The sequence below is a fragment of the Enterobacter sp. R4-368 genome (assembly GCF_000410515.1).
Classification (GTDB): domain Bacteria; phylum Pseudomonadota; class Gammaproteobacteria; order Enterobacterales; family Enterobacteriaceae; genus Kosakonia.
Map to the genome: position 1 here is coordinate 1,382,089 of NC_021500.1, position 16,747 is coordinate 1,398,835.

Here is a 16,747-nt window from a genome sequence, read left to right on the forward strand (position 1 = left end):
AGGGCATGATGGACAATTTCCAGAAAGACATCGATGACAGGGCGAATCTTACTCTGTCGAACCGGTTTGAGCTGTTGCTGTTTCGCCTTGGCACATCGTTAGATGCCACCAAATCCGAGTTATTTGGCATCAACGTATTTAAGCTACGCGAAATCGTACCGATGCCCACCTTTACCCGTCCCGCAGGGATGAAAGCTCCACTGATGGGGATGGTCAACATTCGCGATCAGGTGATCCCGGTGATTGACCTTGCCGCCGTAGCGGGTTGTAAACCTGCAAGCGGTCTGAACATCTTACTGATTACGGAATATGCCCGTAGCGTGCAGGCATTTGCCGTTGAGTCCGTGGAAAATATTATTCGCCTGGACTGGAAACAGGTGCACACGGCCGAAAAAGCGATCAATGGTCGCTATATCACCAGTATTGCCTGCCTGGATGACGATAAGGATACCAACAACCTGGCGATGGTGCTGGACGTTGAGCAGATCCTGTATGACATCGTGCCTGCGGATCATGACGTACATGGTGATCATGTGCCGGACAAGAAATTCAACCTGAAACCGGGTTCTGTTGCCATTGTGGCCGAAGATTCCAAAGTGGCGCGCGCCATGCTGGAAAAAGGCCTCAACGCGATGCAGATCCCAAGTGCGATGCATATCACCGGTAAAGACGCGTGGGAGAAAATCCAGTTGCTGGCGCAGCAGGCCGATGCGGAAGGTGTTGCAGTTAGCGATAAGATCTCCATGGTCCTGACCGACCTTGAGATGCCGGAGATGGATGGGTTTACCTTAACGCGTCTTATCAAAACCGATCCGCGTCTGAAAAACATCCCGGTGGTGATCCACTCATCGCTCTCCGGTAGTGCTAACGAAGATCACGTACGTAAAGTGCAGGCAGACGGTTACGTGGCGAAGTTCGAGATTAACGAACTCTCGTCCGTGATTCAGGAAGTGCTGGATCGCGCTGCGAATAATATTCGCGGCCCGCTGATTAGCCACCACCAGGTAACGTCTACCCCGCTGCTGGCGAAGTAATCATTTAGCGTTTATCTGGTTAGCCCATAAAAAAACCGCCGATATCGGCGGTTTTTCTTTACCTGTTTCCAGGCTTACATCATCGGCATCGCCAGTTGAACGATGCTGATCAGCGGCTGCGGATAGATACCTAACAGCAGCACCAGCAACGCGGAGATAAGTACCACAATCCCGCCTGCGCTGTAAGCCCAGTTAGACGGTGCATCGCGGTTCAACTGCTGCGGTGCGTTCAGGTAGAGACTCACCGCCACGCGCAGGTAGTAATACAAACCAATCGCCGAGCCAAGCACCACCGCGGCAGTCAGCCACCACAGATGCGCTTCAACACCAACCGCCAGAATGTAGAACTTACCGATAAAGCCCAGCGTCATCGGAATACCCGCCAGCGACAGCATCATCACCGTCATTACCGCAGACAGGATCGGGCGGTGCCAGAACAGGCCACGGTAGGAGTAAAGCGACTCTGCATCCGGGCCACGATACGGGCTGGACATCAGGCTGACCACACCGAACGCGCCAAGGCTGCTGAACAGATAACCGGCCAGGTAAACACCAACGGTTTCCATCGACATCTGGCCGCCTTGCAGCGCAATCAGCGCCACCAGCAGATAACCCAGGTGCGAAATAGAGGAGAAGCCCAGCAGACGTTTAATGTTGGTCTGGCTCAGCGCCATCAGGTTACCGAAGATGATGGAGACGAAGGCGATGATCCCCAGAACCACGCGAACCGCTTCGCTTTCACCCACCGGTGCGTAGAGGAACAGACGCATCACCACGCCAAAAATGGCGATTTTGCTGGCGGTGGCCAGGAAGGTGGACACCGGCGCAGGAGCGCCCTGGTAAACATCTGGCGTCCACAGATGGAACGGCACCAGCGAGAGTTTAAAGCCAAGTCCGACAATCATCATGCCCAGACCCGCCAGCAGCAGCGGTTCATGCAGCATCCCTTCGCCCAGGCTTTTACCGATCGCGACAAACGACAGGTTGCCAGTTTGCGCATAAACCAGCGCGATACCGAACAGCAGGAACGAGGAGGCGGCAGCGGACAAAATGGTGTATTTGATACTGGCTTCCAGCGAGCGTTTCTGGCGGAAGGCGTAGCCCACCAGCCCGAACAGCGGCAGAGAGATCAGCTCAATACCGAGGAACAGCGCCGCCATGTGATTCGCGTTCGCCAGCAGAATGCCGCCGAGCGCGGCTATCAGTACCAGCAGATAAAACTCTTCTTTGTTATCGCTATACCCTTCCAGCCACGGATAGGCAAAGGTGCAAGTGGCGAGGCTCGCCAGCAGCACCAGCCCGGTGTAAAGCATGGCGTAGCCATCGACGCGCATCAGCGGGGTGACATCCATCGCCCCCGCCTGGCCGACGAACCACAAAGAGAGCAGCGCGACGTTCAGGCCAATGACCGACAGCGTGGCATTGAGAAAATGGTTGCGTCGCCACGCAATGGAGAGCATCACAACCACCACCGTCAATCCGACGATTAGCAGCGGCAGCAGCGCAATCAGGTGTTGTGGAGTTATCGTCATGGCGATTTACGGCCTTGTAGTAGTAACAGAATTAACAAACCACTGCTGGATATTGCCCATCGCGGCATGCGATGTATCCAGAATCGGCTGCGGATAGAAGCCAAGCAGTACCAGAAGCACAACCAGGATCAGAATCATAAACAGCTCGCGCAGCGACAGACCCCGCAGTTCCTGGCTGGCGAGTTCGCTTTTCGCCTTGCCGAAGTAAGCACGATGCAGCATCGCCAGCGAGTACACCGATGCGAACACCAGGCCGAAGGTGGAAATCACCGTGATCGTCGGCACAACCTGATAGCTGCCAAACAGGATCATGAATTCACCCACGAAGTTACCGGTACCCGGCATCCCAAGCGTTGCGACGGCAAAGAACATTGACAGCGCCGGCAGCCACTTAATTTTGCTCCACAAGCCGCCCATCATACGCATATCGCGCGTATGCAGACGTTCGTACAGCTGGCCGCACAGAATAAACAGACCCGCAGCGGAAAGACCGTGGGCAATCATCTGAATCACCGCGCCCTGGTAAGCAAGCTGGCTGCCGGTGTAGATAGCAATCAGTACAAAGCCCATGTGAGACACAGATGTGTACGCGATCAGACGTTTGATATCGGTCTGGGTGAAGGCCATCCACGCGCCGTAGAAGATACCGATCACGCCAAGCCACATGGCGATAGGCGCAAACTCTGCCGACGCGTTCGGGAACAGCGGCAGCGAGAAGCGCAGCAGACCGTAAGCGGCGGTTTTCAGCAAGATCCCCGCGAGGTCAACGGAACCGGCGGTCGGTGCCTGCGAATGCGCGTCTGGCAGCCAGCCGTGCAGCGGCACCACCGGCATTTTTACCGCAAAGGCGATAAAGAAACCGAGCATCAGCAGGTATTCGACATTGCCGGACATCGGCGTCTTCAGCAGATCTTCGTAAGCGAAAGTCCATACGCCGGTCGCGTTGTAGTGCACCAGCACCAGCGCCAGGATGGCAATCAGCATGACCAGGCCGCTCGCCTGGGTATAAATGAAGAACTTGGTCGCCGCGGTAATACGCGTCTTCCCGTCGGAGGCTTTATGGCCCCACAGCGCGATCAGGAAGTACATCGGCACCAGCATCATTTCCCAGAAGAAGAAGAACAGGAACATGTCGATGGCAAGGAACACGCCGATAACGCCGCCGAGGATCCACATCAGGTTCAGGTGGAAGAAGCCCTGATATTTCTCGATTTCACGCCAGGAGCAGAGCACCGCCAGCACGCCGAGGAAGCCGGTCAGCACCACCATCAGCAGCGACAAACCATCCATCGCCAGATGAATGCTAATGCCAAAGCGCGGGATCCAGTCATGCTTGAACGTTTCCTGCCACTGCGGAAGGCCGGTGACTTGCGTCAGAGAATAGCCGCCCTGCAACCAGAGTTGCAGAGAAAGCGCCAGCGTCAGTCCCATGGTGATCAGCGCGATCCAGCGCGGCACCTTCACGCCGAAGCGCTCGGTCTGCCAGCAGAGGAAGCCGCCGATAAAGGGAATCAGAATTAGCCAGGGTAGTAACATGGCGATTTTTGTTCCTTGTTTAAGTCCGTCTCAGGCTATCTTGCTCGTCATAGCGAACCCCGGCTGTGCTCGCAATCCTCACGTACATCTGTACGCTCCGGTTGCTCTGCGCAGGCGGTGTCCACTCTGACTTCACCGATAACGCCTGTCCATTCGGACCAGATTTTCAACGAATTTCTAAAAATTCTCTTTCCGTTTGCAGGCCGGATAAAGCGCACTCAACCGGCCAACAAACTCAGCGCAATACCATCAACAGCGCCAGCACGACAACCGCGCCAATGCTCATGGATGCCACATACCAGCGCAGGTAGCCGTTCTCGCTAAACAGCAGACCTTTGCCTGCGAAGCGGGAAAGGATCGCCGGGATGTTCATCAGCGCATTGAGCGGATCGCTCTTCAGCAACCATGCGATACCGAGGTATGGCTTCACAAAGACGCGATCGTAAAGCCAGTCGAAGCCCCAGGCATTGAACCACCAGGTACCGAAGAAACGCCCCGTTGCGCTGTTGGCAATCGAATGCACCAGTGTGCGGTTACCCAGCCACAGCCAGGCTGCCAGCAGGATACCGATAATCGCTACCGCACCGGATGCCACTTCCAGCATCACGACACTGCTGTGCGCAAGCTCGGTGGTTTCCGGCAACACGCCTTTCAGCGGCGGCACGATCATCGCGCCAACAAAGGTAGACAGCACCAGCAACACGATCAGCGGCAGATGATGGGTAATCCCCTTCCCTGCATGCGCGTGGATTTGTTCTTTTCCGTGGAAAACAATGAAAATCAGACGGAAGGTGTAGAGCGATGTCATAAAGGCACCGACCAGGCCTGCAATCATCAGATTGATATGACCATTTGCTACCGCACCGGCAAGGATTTCGTCCTTACTGAAGAAGCCTGCGGTGATCATCGGCAACGCTGACAGCGCCGCACCACCGACCAGGAAGCAAACATACACCAGCGGAATCGACTTACGCAGGCCACCCATTTTGAAGATGTTCTGCTCGTGATGACACGCGAGGATCACCGAACCGGAGGAGAGGAACAACAGCGCTTTAAAGAACGCGTGCGTCATCAGGTGGAAAATCGCCGCATCCCACGCCTGTACGCCCAACGCCAGGAACATGTAACCAATCTGGCTCATGGTGGAGTAAGCGAGCACACGTTTGATATCGGTCTGCACCAGCGCGGCGAAACCCGCCATCAGCAGCGTTACGGCACCCACAATACCCACCAGATGCAGCACTTCCGGCGTCAACAGGAACAAGCCGTGCGTACGTGCAATCAGGTAGACACCGGCGGTAACCATCGTCGCCGCGTGGATCAGCGCAGAAACCGGGGTCGGGCCAGCCATCGCATCCGCAAGCCAGGTCTGCAACGGCAGCTGCGCGGATTTACCCACCGCACCACCCAGCAGCATCAGTGTCGCCCACATCAGCATGTTATTGCCGTTGGCGAAGTGCTGCGGTGCCAGTTCAACCATTTCGCGGAAGTTCAACGTGCCCAGTTCGTTGTAAAGAATGAACAGTGCGAAAGCGAGAAACACGTCACCCACGCGGGTAACGACGAACGCTTTCATCGCCGCGGCGCCATTCTTCGGATCGGTGTAGTAGAAACCAATCAGCAGATAGGAGCACAGACCCACGCCTTCCCAGCCGAGGTACATCAGCAGCAGGTTATCACCCAGCACCAGAACGACCATGCTGGCGATAAACAGGTTGGTGTAGGCGAAGAAGCGGGAGTAACCCTCTTCACCACGCATATACCAGGAGGCGAACATGTGGATCAGGAAGCCAACACCAGTGACCACGGAAAGCATGGTCAGGGAGAGGCCATCCAGCACCAGATTGAAGCCGATGTTGAAATCACCGACCGCCATCCACGTCCACAGCGGTTTTGCGAAAGGTTGCTGACCGTGATTGAAGAAATCAACGCCCGCATACGCGGTAACCAGCGCAGCCAGACCAATCGACCCGACACCCACGGTTGCGGAAACATTTTCCGACCAGCGGCCACGGGAAAACGCCAGCAGCACAAAGCCAATAAAAGGAAAAATAATGGTTAAGGCGAGCATGTTCATCCACGCATCTCACTTACTGAATCGATATTCAGATTCTGGCGGCGACGATGGAGTTGCAGCAGCAACGCCAGGCCAATGCTCGCTTCGGCAGCCGCGAGGCTAATGGCGAGAATGTACATCACCTGTCCGTCGGTCTGACCCCAGTAGCTGCCCGCGACCACAAAGGCCAGCGCAGCGGCGTTAATCATGATTTCCAGCCCAATCAGCATAAACAGCAGGTTGCGGCGGATAACCAGACCGGTCAGCCCCAAAACAAACAAAATCGCAGCGAGGATCAATCCATGTTGCAACGGGATCATGCGTGCTCCTCCGTTTTTCTTTTCGCGCGGTCTTCCGTGCGATTGCTCAGCACTTCGCCCGGGCGGTCTTCGCGTCCCAGATGGAAAGCAACAACCAGCCCCGCCAGCAGCAGCATCGAAGCCAGTTCTACCGCCAGTACGTAAGGACCAAACAGCGTAATGCCAACCGCTTTCGCGCCAATCGCCGTCCCCTCGATACCCTGATCGTTAACGCCGAGGATGGCGTAAATCATTACCACCAGCAGCACTGCGGAGAGCAGCGCCGGGCCAATCCAGATTTGCGGCGACAGCCAGTTGCGCTCCTGCTCGACCACGGTATTGCCGAGGTTCAGCATCATCACCACAAACACAAACAGCACCATGATGGCCCCGGCGTAGACGATGATCTCCAGCGCCCCGGCGAAGTATGCGCCGAGTGAAAAGAAGACCCCGGCAATCGCCAGCAGAGACACAATCAGATACAGCAACGCGTGTACCGGGTTGGTATGCGTAATCACGCGTACCGTCGTCAGGATGGCGACCAGGCCACAGATATAAAAAGCGAACTCCATTGCCCCTCTCCTTACGGTAACAGGCCCTTGACGTCGATAGGCTTGGCTTCATTTTCCGCTTCGCCTTTATCTTTGCCGTCGATTGCCATACCTGCCATCCGGTAGAAGTTATATTCCGGGTATTTGCCCGGACCGGAGATCAGCAGATCCTCTTTTTCGTACACCAGATCCTGACGTTTGTATTCGCCCATCTCGAAATCCGGGGTGAGCTGAATCGCCGTTGTCGGGCACGCTTCTTCGCACAGACCGCAGAAAATGCAGCGCGAGAAGTTGATTCGGAAAAATTCCGGATACCAGCGGCCGTCCTGCATCTCCGCTTTTTGCAGCGAGATACAGCCGACAGGGCAGGCTACCGCACACAGGTTACAGGCAACGCAGCGCTCGGAACCGTCCGGGTCGCGCGTCAGCACGATACGGCCACGGTAGCGCGGTGGCAGATAGACCGGCTCTTCCGGGTACATACGCGTTTCGCGTTTGGCGAACGCATGCAGGCCAATCATCCAGATACTACGAACCTGGGTGCCGAAGCCCACGAGTAATTCTTTTAAAGTCATGGTCTTTTCACCCCTTATTGCGCTTGCCAGAGAATGACAGCCGCCGTTCCCAGCAAGTTAATCAGCGTCAATGGCAGGCAGACTTTCCAGCCGAAGGACATCACCTGGTCATAACGCGGACGCGGCAGCGCGGCGCGGATCAAAATGAACATCATCATAAAGAACGCGGTTTTCAGCGCGAACCAGATGAATGGCGGTAACAACGGTCCTTGCCAGCCACCGAAGAACAGCGTGACCATCAGCGCGGAAATGGTGACGATACCGATGTACTCCCCGACAAAGAACAGGCCGAACTTCATACCGGAATATTCGATGTGGTAACCATCCGCCAGCTCCTGCTCCGCTTCCGGCTGGTCAAACGGGTGACGGTGACACACCGCAACGCCCGCGATCGCGAAAGTCACAAAGCCAAAGAACTGCGGGATAACGTTCCACAAACCGGCCTGGTTGTTAACGATGTCGGTCATGTTGAATGAACCGGCCTGCGCAACCACACCCATCAGGGAAAGCCCGAGGAACACTTCATAGCTCAGAGTCTGCGCGGAGGCACGCATCGCACCGAGCAACGAGTATTTGTTGTTACTCGACCAGCCAGCGAACAGCACCGCGTAAACTGCCAGACCCGCCATCATCAGGAAGAACAGGATCCCGATATTGAGGTCGGCCACCACCCAGGTGGGGCTGACCGGCACAATGGCGAACGCTAACAGCAACGAGGTAAAGGCAATCATTGGCGCAAGAGTAAAAATCACGCGGTCCGAAAAGCGCGGGATCCAGTCCTCTTTAAAGAACATCTTGATCATGTCCGCCACCAGCTGGAGGGAACCACCCCAGCCTACGCGGTTCGGCCCGTAACGGTTCTGGAACAGACCGAGCAGACGACGTTCACCAAAGCTCATGAACGCACCGCAGGTGACCACCACCAGCAGAATGACGACCGCTTTCAGAATGCTTAACAGAATGTCGATAACATCCGGTGTTAACCAACTCATGCTTGCGCCTCCTGCAGATTTTCAAGACGTGCTCCGGCCAGTACCGGCGCGATACCCGGCATCCCCATTGGCAGACCAACCTGCCCTGCCACCAGACCTTCCGAAACCTGCAACGGCAGGCTGATCGTCTGCCCTTCGTAAGTGAAGGAGATATGCGCGCCCGCGTTCACGCCAAGCTTCGCGGCGTCTGCCGGGTTCAGCTTGATGTACGGCTGCGGCATGCGGCTCTGGAACACCGGAGAGCGCTGCGACAATTCATCACTGCCAAACAGGTGATAGTAAGGCGCGATACGCCACTTGCCATCCTGCGCTTCGAACGCGCCTGGTACGGTAGTGAAATAATCAAGACCGCTTTCAGACGCTTCGATCAGGCGTACGCCCGGATCGCCGTGACGCAGGTGACCACCCACTTCGTCCTGGAATTTGTTCCAGGCCTGCGGGGAGTTCCAGCCCGGCGCCCATGCAAACGGAATTTGCGAACGCGGCGCGGACGGCTGGTTGTTCCCTTCCATTGAGAAAGCGAACATGGTGTCTTTATCCTGGGGCTGACGCGGTTCGTGCACGCTGATATTGGCGCGCATCGCGGTGCGTCCACTGTAGCGGTGCGGTTCACGCGCCAGTTTCTGCCCACGAATGCGGAAGCTGGCATCCGGCGCGGCGTCTTTAATACCGGCCAGCTGCGGCAGCGCTTCAATGGCCGCGTCGATCACATGATCAAGCTGCGTCCAGTCCACTTCGCGGTTTTGCACGGTGCTGTGCAGCGAGTGCAGCCAGCGCCAGCTTTCCAGCATCAGCGTTTTGCTGTCGTAATAGGTCGGGTCATACACCTGGAAGAAGCGCTGCGCGCGGCCTTCGTTGTTGATGACCGTACCGTCGCTTTCAGCGAAGCTGGCTGCGGAGAGCACAAGATGGGCGCTGTCCATAATGGCGGTGCGCTGATGATCAACCACCAGCACCAGCGGCGCTTTCGCCAGCGCCGCGTCAACGCGGGCAGCAGAAGCGTGACGGTGCAGATCGTTTTCCAGCACGACAACGGCGTCAGCACTGCCGCTTTCCAGCTCAGCCAGCGCGTCATCGAGGCTACCGCCACCGATAAGCCCCAGCCCCATGCTGTTTACCGAACGGGCAATCATGGTGATGCCGACATCAGAACCACGGCCTTTCAGCGCTTTAGCTACGTTTGCCGCCGCCTGAATCACCGCCGTGCTACCGGCGTTAGTTCCGGAGATAATCAGTGGTTTTTTCGCCCCGGCCAATGCCTGAACAATCACATCCACTTTGCTTTTCAGGTCATTGCTCAGACCGTCAACCGCAGGAGACGCGTCGTCCAGCGCATGCGCGATGGCGAAGCCTAAGCGAGCCTGATCTTCTACCGGTGCGCAGTAGGTCCACGCTGCGATATCGTCCAGACGGGTACTGTCGACGTTGGTAACAAACAGCGGATGTTTAGCACGCTGACCAATGTTCATAATCGCCGCGATCTGCCAGTCGGCCACTTTCTGCGCCGCCGCCATTTCGCGGGCTTTGCCTTTCACCGCCTGACGAACCGCCAGCGCGACGCGCGCGCCGGTCTGGGTGATATCTTCCCCAAGAACCAGAACCGCATCATAGGATTCAATTTCACGCAGTGCCGGTGTACGGATGCCGCCTTCGCGCAGCACTTTCAGCGCCAGCTCAAGTCGTTCCTGCTCACCTTTGGCAATGCCGGTGTAGAAGTTTTCCGCACCAACCAGTTCACGCAGCGCGAAGTTGCTCTCTACGCTTGCGCGCGGAGAACCGATACCGATCACTTTCTTCGACTGACGCAGAATATCCGCCGCACCCTGCATCGCCTGTTCGGCGTTGAGGGTGATCAGATCGTCGCCACGGCGCTGAACCGGCTGGCGCGGTCTGTCTTTCAGGTTGACGTAGCCATAGCCAAAACGACCACGGTCGCAAAGGAAGTAGTGGTTAACAGTACCGTTATAACGGTTTTCGATGCGGCGCAGTTCGCCATAACGTTCGCCAGGGCTGGTGTTACACCCCAGTGAACACTGCTGGCAGATGCTCGGCGCGAACTGCATATCCCACTTACGGTTATAACGCTCGGAGTGGGTTTTATCGGTGAATACGCCGGTCGGGCAGATTTCCACCAGGTTGCCGGAGAATTCGCTCTCAAGCACGCCGTCTTCCGGGCGACCGAAGTAGACGTTGTCATGGGCGCCATACACGCCAAGATCCGTGCCGTCCGCATAGTCTTTGTAGTAACGCACGCAGCGGTAACAGGCGATACAGCGGTTCATTTCGTGAGAGATGAACGGGCCGAGATCCTGATTACGGTGCGTACGTTTGGTGAAACGATAGCGACGGAAGCTGTGACCGGTCATTACGGTCATATCCTGCAGGTGGCAGTTGCCCCCTTCTTCGCAGACCGGGCAGTCGTGCGGGTGGTTGGTCATCAGCCACTCGACCACGCTTTCACGGAACTGCTTCGCTTCGTCGTCATCAATAGAGATAAAAGTACCGTCGGATGCCGGTGTCATACAGGACATTACCAGGCGGCCACGCGTGTCTTCCGCGTTTTGATATTGCTTCACCGCACACTGGCGGCACGCACCCACGCTCCCCAGCGCCGGATGCCAGCAAAAATAAGGAATATCAAGGCCTAAAGAGAGACACGCCTCAAGAAGGTTGTCTGCTCCGTTTACCTCGTATTCTTTGCCGTCTACATGAATAGTAGCCATTAGCATGCTTCCAGTTGTCTCAGTCAGCGACTAAGAGTTAATCAAAATTCTGTTCGCGTTCCCCTCATCTACCTGATGAGGGGAGAACCATTACCAGCGCGCTTTCAGCAAGTTTGGCTGGATACCGCCAATTGCATGGGTATTGCTGAATTGCTGTTTAATGCCCGCTTCGAACTCTTCGCGGAAATATTTAATCGCGCTCTGTAACGGTTCAACCGCACCTGGCGCATGCGCGCAGAAGGTTTTACCCGGCCCGAGTTGTCGACACAGTTGCTCAAGTGTCTCGATATCTCCAGGCTGGCCTTCGCCGCGCTCCAGCGCACGCAGGATTTTCACGCTCCACGGCAGACCATCGCGGCACGGCGTACACCAGCCGCAGGACTCACGAGCGAAGAACTCTTCCAGGTTGCGTACCAGCGACACCATGCCAATTTCATGGTCAACGGCCATCGCCAGCGCCGTACCGAGACGGCTGCCCGCTTTACCGATGCTTTCAAACTCCATCGGCAAGTCGAGGTGCGCTTCGGTCAGGAAGTCAGTACCTGCCCCGCCCGGCTGCCAGGCTTTAAATTTCAGGCCATCGCGCATACCGCCCGCGTAATCTTCAAGGATTTCACGCGCGGTGGTGCCAAACGGCAACTCCCACAGACCCGGATTTTTCACGCGGCCAGAGAAGCCCATCAACTTGGTGCCCGCATCTTTGCTGGTCGAAATGTTCTGATACCACTCAACGCCGTTCGCCAGAATTGCCGGGACGTTGCACAGGGTTTCGACGTTGTTAACACACGTCGGTTTACCCCACACGCCGGAACTGGCCGGGAACGGTGGTTTGGAGCGTGGGTTAGCGCGGCGGCCTTCCAGCGAGTTAATCAGCGCCGTTTCTTCGCCGCAGATATAACGTCCCGCACCGGTATGCACGAACAGTTCGAAGTCGAAACCGCTGCCAAGAATGTTCTTGCCGAGCAAACCGGCTTCGGTTGCTTCCGCAATCGCGCGGCGCAGATGCACCGCCGCTTCAATATATTCACCGCGCAGGAAGATGTAGCCACGGTAGGCTTTCAGCGCGAATGCCGAAATCAGCATGCCTTCCACCAGCAAGTGTGGCAGTTGCTCCATCAGCAGGCGGTCTTTATAGGTGCCCGGCTCCATTTCATCGGCGTTACACAGCAGGTAACGGATGTTCATGGATTCGTCTTTCGGCATCAGGCTCCACTTCAGGCCCGTGGAGAACCCCGCGCCACCGCGACCTTTCAGACCAGAATCTTTAACCGCATTGACAATCTCATCCGGCGCCATGCCGGTCAGCGCTTTGCGCGCACCGGCGTAACCGTTTTTGCTCTGGTACTCTTCGAGCCAGACCGGCTGTTTGTCATCGCGCAGACGCCAGGTCAGCGGATGCGTTTCAGGAGTACGGATAACTGTTTTCATTTATACCGCTCCAGCAAGTCAGGGATCGCGTCCGGCGTCAGATGGCTGTGAGTATCCTCATCAATCATCATGTTCGGGCCTTTATCGCAGTTACCCAGACAGCAGGTCGGCAGCAGCGTAAAGCGACCATCGAACGTTGTCTGGCCCGGTTTGATCTTCAGGTGGCTTTCAATCGCTGATTGAATGCCCTGATAGCCGGTGATGTGGCAAACCACGCTGTCGCAATAGCGAATAACATGGCGGCCAACCGGCTGGCGGAAGATCTGGCTGTAGAAGGTTGCCACGCCTTCGACATCGCTCGCCGGAATACCCAGCACATCAGCGATGGCGTAAATTGCGCCGTCCGGCACCCAACCACGCTGTTTCTGAACAATCTTCAGCGCTTCAATGGACGCCGCACGCGGGTCTTCGTAGTGGTGCTTCTCGTGCTCAATTGCCTCACGCTCTGCCGCACTCAGCTCAAAAGCCTCGGTTTGTGGTTGTTGATTCTCGTGCATAATTAGCGATCCACATCTGACATAACAAAATCGATACTACCCAGATAGACAATCAAGTCTGATACCAGGCTGCCGCGAATAGCCGACGGGATTTGCTGCAGGTGCGCAAAACTCGGGGTACGAACGCGGGTGCGGTAGCTCATGGTGCTGCCGTCGCTGGTCAGGTAGTAACTGTTAATACCCTTGGTTGCTTCAATCATCTGGAAGGATTCGTTGGCCGGCATTACCGGGCCCCACGACACTTGCAGGAAGTGAGTAATCAGGGTTTCGATATGTTGCAGCGTGCGCTCTTTCGGCGGCGGCGTAGTCAGCGGGTGATCCGCTTTGAACGGGCCTTCCGGCATGTTGTTGAGGCACTGCTCAAGAATGCGCAGGCTCTGGCGCAACTCTTCAACTTTCAGCATCACGCGGGTGTAACAGTCGCTCACGCCACCGCCAACCGGGATTTCAAAGTCGAAATTCTCGTAACCGGAGTACGGGCGCGCTTTACGCACGTCAAAATTGATGCCGGTCGCACGCAGGCCTGCACCGGTCGTGCCCCACTCCAGCGCTTCTTTTGCGTTGTAAGCGGCAACGCCCTGTGAGCGGCCTTTCAGAATGGTGTTACGCAGTGCCGCTTTCTCGTAAGAGGCCAGACGTTTTGGCATCCAGTCGAGGAATTCGCGCAGCAGACGATCCCAGCCACGCGGCAGATCGTGCGCCACGCCGCCAATGCGGAACCAAGCTGGGTGCATACGGAAACCGGTGATCGCTTCCACCAGATCGTAGATTTTCTGACGATCGGTAAAGGCGAAGAACACCGGCGTCATTGCGCCTACGTCCTGGATGAAGGTTGAGATATAAAGCAGGTGGCTATTGATGCGGAACAGTTCAGACAGCATCACGCGGATCACGTTGACGCGATCCGGCACGGTGATACCGGCCAGTTTTTCTACCGCCAGCACGTAAGGCATTTCGTTTACGCAACCGCCGAGATATTCGATACGGTCGGTGTAAGGAATGTAGCTGTGCCAGGACTGGCGCTCACCCATTTTCTCCGCGCCACGATGGTGGTAACCGATATCCGGCACGCAGTCGACGATCTCTTCGCCGTCCAGTTGCAGGATGATACGGAACGCACCGTGCGCAGAGGGGTGGTTCGGACCGAGGTTGAGGAACATAAAGTCCTCGTTTTCGGTGCCGCGTTTCATGCCCCAGTCTTCCGGCTTGAAGGTCAACGCTTCCATTTCCAGATCCTGTTTGGCTTTGGTCAGCTCAAACGGATCGAATTCGGTTGCGCGCGCCGGGTAATCTTTACGCAGCGGGTGACCCGTCCAGGTTTGCGGCATCATGATGCGCGTCAGGTGCGGGTGACCATTAAAGGTAACACCAAACATCTCCCAGGTTTCACGCTCATACCAGTTGGCGTTCGGGAAAAGTTTGGTCATCGTCGGCACATTCAGATCGTTTTCGGCCAGCGCCACTTTCAGCATGATGTCGCGGTTGCGATCGATGGAAATGAAGTGGTAGAAAACGGAAAAATCCGCGGCTGGCAAACCGGCGCGGTGTGTGCGTAGACGTTCATCCATGCCGTGCAAATCGAACAGCATGACGTACGGTTTCGGTAATTTCTTTAAGAAATCGACCACTTCCAGCAACTGCTCACGCTTAACCCAAACAACGGGTACCCCGGTGCGGGTCGCCTGAACGGTAAAGGCATCCGGCCCAAAACGGTTGCGCAATTCGCCAATGACCGGATCATCCAGATGATCCCGGGTCTGCCATGCGGCTTCTTGCGCAGTTAAATCGGTCATATTGTTCACCATTGCAAAGGGTCCGTGGTGACTGTTGGGTATGGCTTCGCGTTATTGGATTATTGAAATGCGAAGTTTCTTCCATTACCCACAGGCGCAAATTAAATCTCGTCCGGCGTACGCAGATTGGTCACGGCGATACGCTCGCCACGCTTACGGTCGCGTTCCGACTGCATATTGGCGCGATAAACGCCCTGATCGCCAACCACCCATGAGAGCGGACGACGCTCCTTGCCAATCGACTCCTGCAGCAGCATCAGCGCCTGCATATAGGCTTCAGGACGCGGCGGGCAGCCAGGGATGTAAACATCCACCGGGATAAATTTGTCGACGCCTTGTACGACTGAGTAGATGTCGTACATACCGCCAGAGTTGGCACAGGCACCCATGGAGATAACCCATTTAGGTTCCAGCATCTGGTCGTAAAGGCGCTGAATGACCGGCGCCATTTTGGTAAAGCATGTGCCCGCTACCACCATCAGGTCTGCCTGACGAGGAGAAGCACGCAACACTTCCGCACCAAAACGCGCAACGTCGTGCACCGCCGTAAAGGATGTCACCATCTCTACGTAACAGCACGACAGGCCAAAGTTATATGGCCAAATTGAGTTTTTACGTCCCCAGTTCACCATATCGTGCAGGGCATTCTCGAGTTTGCCCATGTAAACGCTACGGTTAATTTCTTGTTCCAGGGGGTCGGTTACGATCTCCTGTTTCTGCAGGGGGTAACGGTCGTTCTCACCGTTAGGATCTATGCGGGTGAGCGTATAATCCATCTTATTGCCTCGCGGTTAGCGTTGACTGTCAGTGTAGCTGTTAGTCTCTGGGTTGATTTGCTCACGGCGCGAACGCACGGGCGTCCAATCCAGCGCGCCAATACGCACCAGATAAACCAGACCAGCCAGCAGCACTAATATAAAAATTGCGGCTTCGACAAACCCGACCCAACCACTCTCGCGAATGGAGGTTGACCATGCGTATAAATAGAGCGCTTCCACATCGAAGATGACGAAGAACATGGCCACCAGGTAGAACTTGGCGGATAGACGTAAGCGAGCGGAACCGACGGAGTCGATACCCGATTCGAAAGGAACGTTTTTGTGCCTCGCGCGTGCGCGACCGCCCAAAAACCGACCGCCGATCAGCATCAGGCAACACAGGCCAATGGCGACAATAAGAAAGATAGCGAATGCCCAGTGATGAGCGATGATTTCAGTGGATGTTGACATACGCATTGCTTAACTCAAAAGGTAGCGTTATTACCTCTGCTCTTGCTGGCAGATGACGCCACATCGATTCACGGGGAGGAATAAAAAACCACACATTAACTGTGTAAAAGGCGAAAACAGCTAAACGATGTGGGTTTTTACTCCTTTCTATAACCTTTTGTCAACTTTAACAAAGGTTTCCTCACATTAGTTTACATCGGCAGCAATTCATTAACATTTAGTGCCGTTTTCTTGAACGGCTTCAAACATTCACAAGAAATATCCAGGTGTTGAATCGTGTCCGTAGCGAGGTTTTACACTAATTACCCGCTTATTTTGACAGGATTTTGTCCGGATTCCTCCCCCTCAACGGGAGTATTTTCTTGATCTGAGACACGCTTTTGTTAATTCATTCAGTGAAACAGCAACAATCCGCCTTGATTTTTAACATGACCAGCAGGCATGAAAGACTATAGTTGAAAAAAGGAGATCTTGCTGTGAGTGATATTAAATTATTGAAAGA

Annotated in this window: 14 protein-coding genes; 1 reads left to right on the top strand and 13 read right to left on the bottom strand. The window is 55.6% G+C overall.

The features are described 5' to 3' along the window. Positions 1-8: 8 nt before the first annotated feature. Positions 9-1,034: a chemotaxis protein gene (locus H650_RS06440; protein WP_044489694.1), complete on the top strand. Its 1,026-nt coding sequence runs from the start codon at positions 9-11 to the stop codon at positions 1,032-1,034. A gap of 74 nt (positions 1,035-1,108) precedes the next feature. Here the strand turns inward: H650_RS06440 and nuoN are convergent, their stop codons facing one another. The 13 genes from nuoN to nuoA form a co-directional block, all read right to left on the bottom strand. Next, complete coding sequence (gene nuoN, locus H650_RS06445; RefSeq protein WP_020454521.1) at positions 1,109-2,566, bottom strand: NADH-quinone oxidoreductase subunit NuoN; 1,458 nt, start codon at positions 2,564-2,566, stop codon at positions 1,109-1,111. Positions 2,567-2,572: 6 nt separating this feature from the next. Further along, positions 2,573-4,102: an NADH-quinone oxidoreductase subunit M gene (nuoM, locus tag H650_RS06450; RefSeq protein WP_020454522.1), complete on the bottom strand. Its 1,530-nt coding sequence runs from the start codon at positions 4,100-4,102 to the stop codon at positions 2,573-2,575. 235 nt (positions 4,103-4,337) lie between these two features. Continuing rightward, positions 4,338-6,179 carry an NADH-quinone oxidoreductase subunit L gene (gene nuoL, locus H650_RS06455; protein ID WP_020454523.1) on the bottom strand — a complete coding sequence of 614 codons (1,842 nt, stop codon included), beginning with the start codon at positions 6,177-6,179 and terminating at the stop codon, positions 4,338-4,340. Continuing rightward, complete coding sequence (gene nuoK, locus H650_RS06460; protein WP_002463445.1) at positions 6,176-6,478, bottom strand: NADH-quinone oxidoreductase subunit NuoK; 303 nt, start codon at positions 6,476-6,478, stop codon at positions 6,176-6,178. Before nuoK ends, nuoL begins: the two co-directional genes overlap by 4 nt. Then, positions 6,475-7,029 carry an NADH-quinone oxidoreductase subunit J gene (nuoJ, locus tag H650_RS06465; RefSeq protein WP_017458592.1) on the bottom strand — a complete coding sequence of 185 codons (555 nt, stop codon included), beginning with the start codon at positions 7,027-7,029 and terminating at the stop codon, positions 6,475-6,477. Before nuoJ ends, nuoK begins: the two co-directional genes overlap by 4 nt. A gap of 11 nt (positions 7,030-7,040) precedes the next feature. Continuing rightward, the gene (gene nuoI, locus H650_RS06470; RefSeq protein ID WP_017458593.1) at positions 7,041-7,583 is read right to left on the bottom strand and encodes an NADH-quinone oxidoreductase subunit NuoI; all 543 of its coding nucleotides are present in this window, start codon (positions 7,581-7,583) and stop codon (positions 7,041-7,043) included. Positions 7,584-7,597: 14 nt separating this feature from the next. Next, complete coding sequence (nuoH, locus tag H650_RS06475; RefSeq protein ID WP_017458594.1) at positions 7,598-8,575, bottom strand: NADH-quinone oxidoreductase subunit NuoH; 978 nt, start codon at positions 8,573-8,575, stop codon at positions 7,598-7,600. Continuing rightward, positions 8,572-11,298, bottom strand: a complete 2,727-nt coding sequence (nuoG, locus tag H650_RS06480; RefSeq protein WP_020454524.1) for an NADH-quinone oxidoreductase subunit NuoG — start codon at positions 11,296-11,298, stop codon at positions 8,572-8,574. The genes nuoH and nuoG overlap by 4 nt, the downstream gene beginning before the upstream one ends. A gap of 90 nt (positions 11,299-11,388) precedes the next feature. Then, positions 11,389-12,726 (bottom strand): NADH-quinone oxidoreductase subunit NuoF, encoded by a 1,338-nt coding sequence (gene nuoF, locus H650_RS06485; RefSeq protein ID WP_020454525.1) that lies wholly within the window; start codon positions 12,724-12,726, stop codon positions 11,389-11,391. Next, positions 12,723-13,223: an NADH-quinone oxidoreductase subunit NuoE gene (nuoE, locus tag H650_RS06490; protein WP_017458597.1), complete on the bottom strand. Its 501-nt coding sequence runs from the start codon at positions 13,221-13,223 to the stop codon at positions 12,723-12,725. Before nuoE ends, nuoF begins: the two co-directional genes overlap by 4 nt. Before the next feature lie 2 nt (positions 13,224-13,225). Further along, positions 13,226-15,028 carry an NADH-quinone oxidoreductase subunit C/D gene (gene nuoC / locus H650_RS06495; RefSeq protein WP_020454526.1) on the bottom strand — a complete coding sequence of 601 codons (1,803 nt, stop codon included), beginning with the start codon at positions 15,026-15,028 and terminating at the stop codon, positions 13,226-13,228. An 89-nt stretch (positions 15,029-15,117) separates the two neighbouring features. Then, positions 15,118-15,792, bottom strand: coding sequence for an NADH-quinone oxidoreductase subunit NuoB (gene nuoB / locus H650_RS06500; RefSeq protein WP_007371088.1), 675 nt, complete (start codon positions 15,790-15,792; stop codon positions 15,118-15,120). Between the two features lie 15 nt (positions 15,793-15,807). Then, positions 15,808-16,251, bottom strand: a complete 444-nt coding sequence (gene nuoA / locus H650_RS06505; RefSeq protein ID WP_017458599.1) for an NADH-quinone oxidoreductase subunit NuoA — start codon at positions 16,249-16,251, stop codon at positions 15,808-15,810. Positions 16,252-16,747 lie beyond the last annotated feature (496 nt).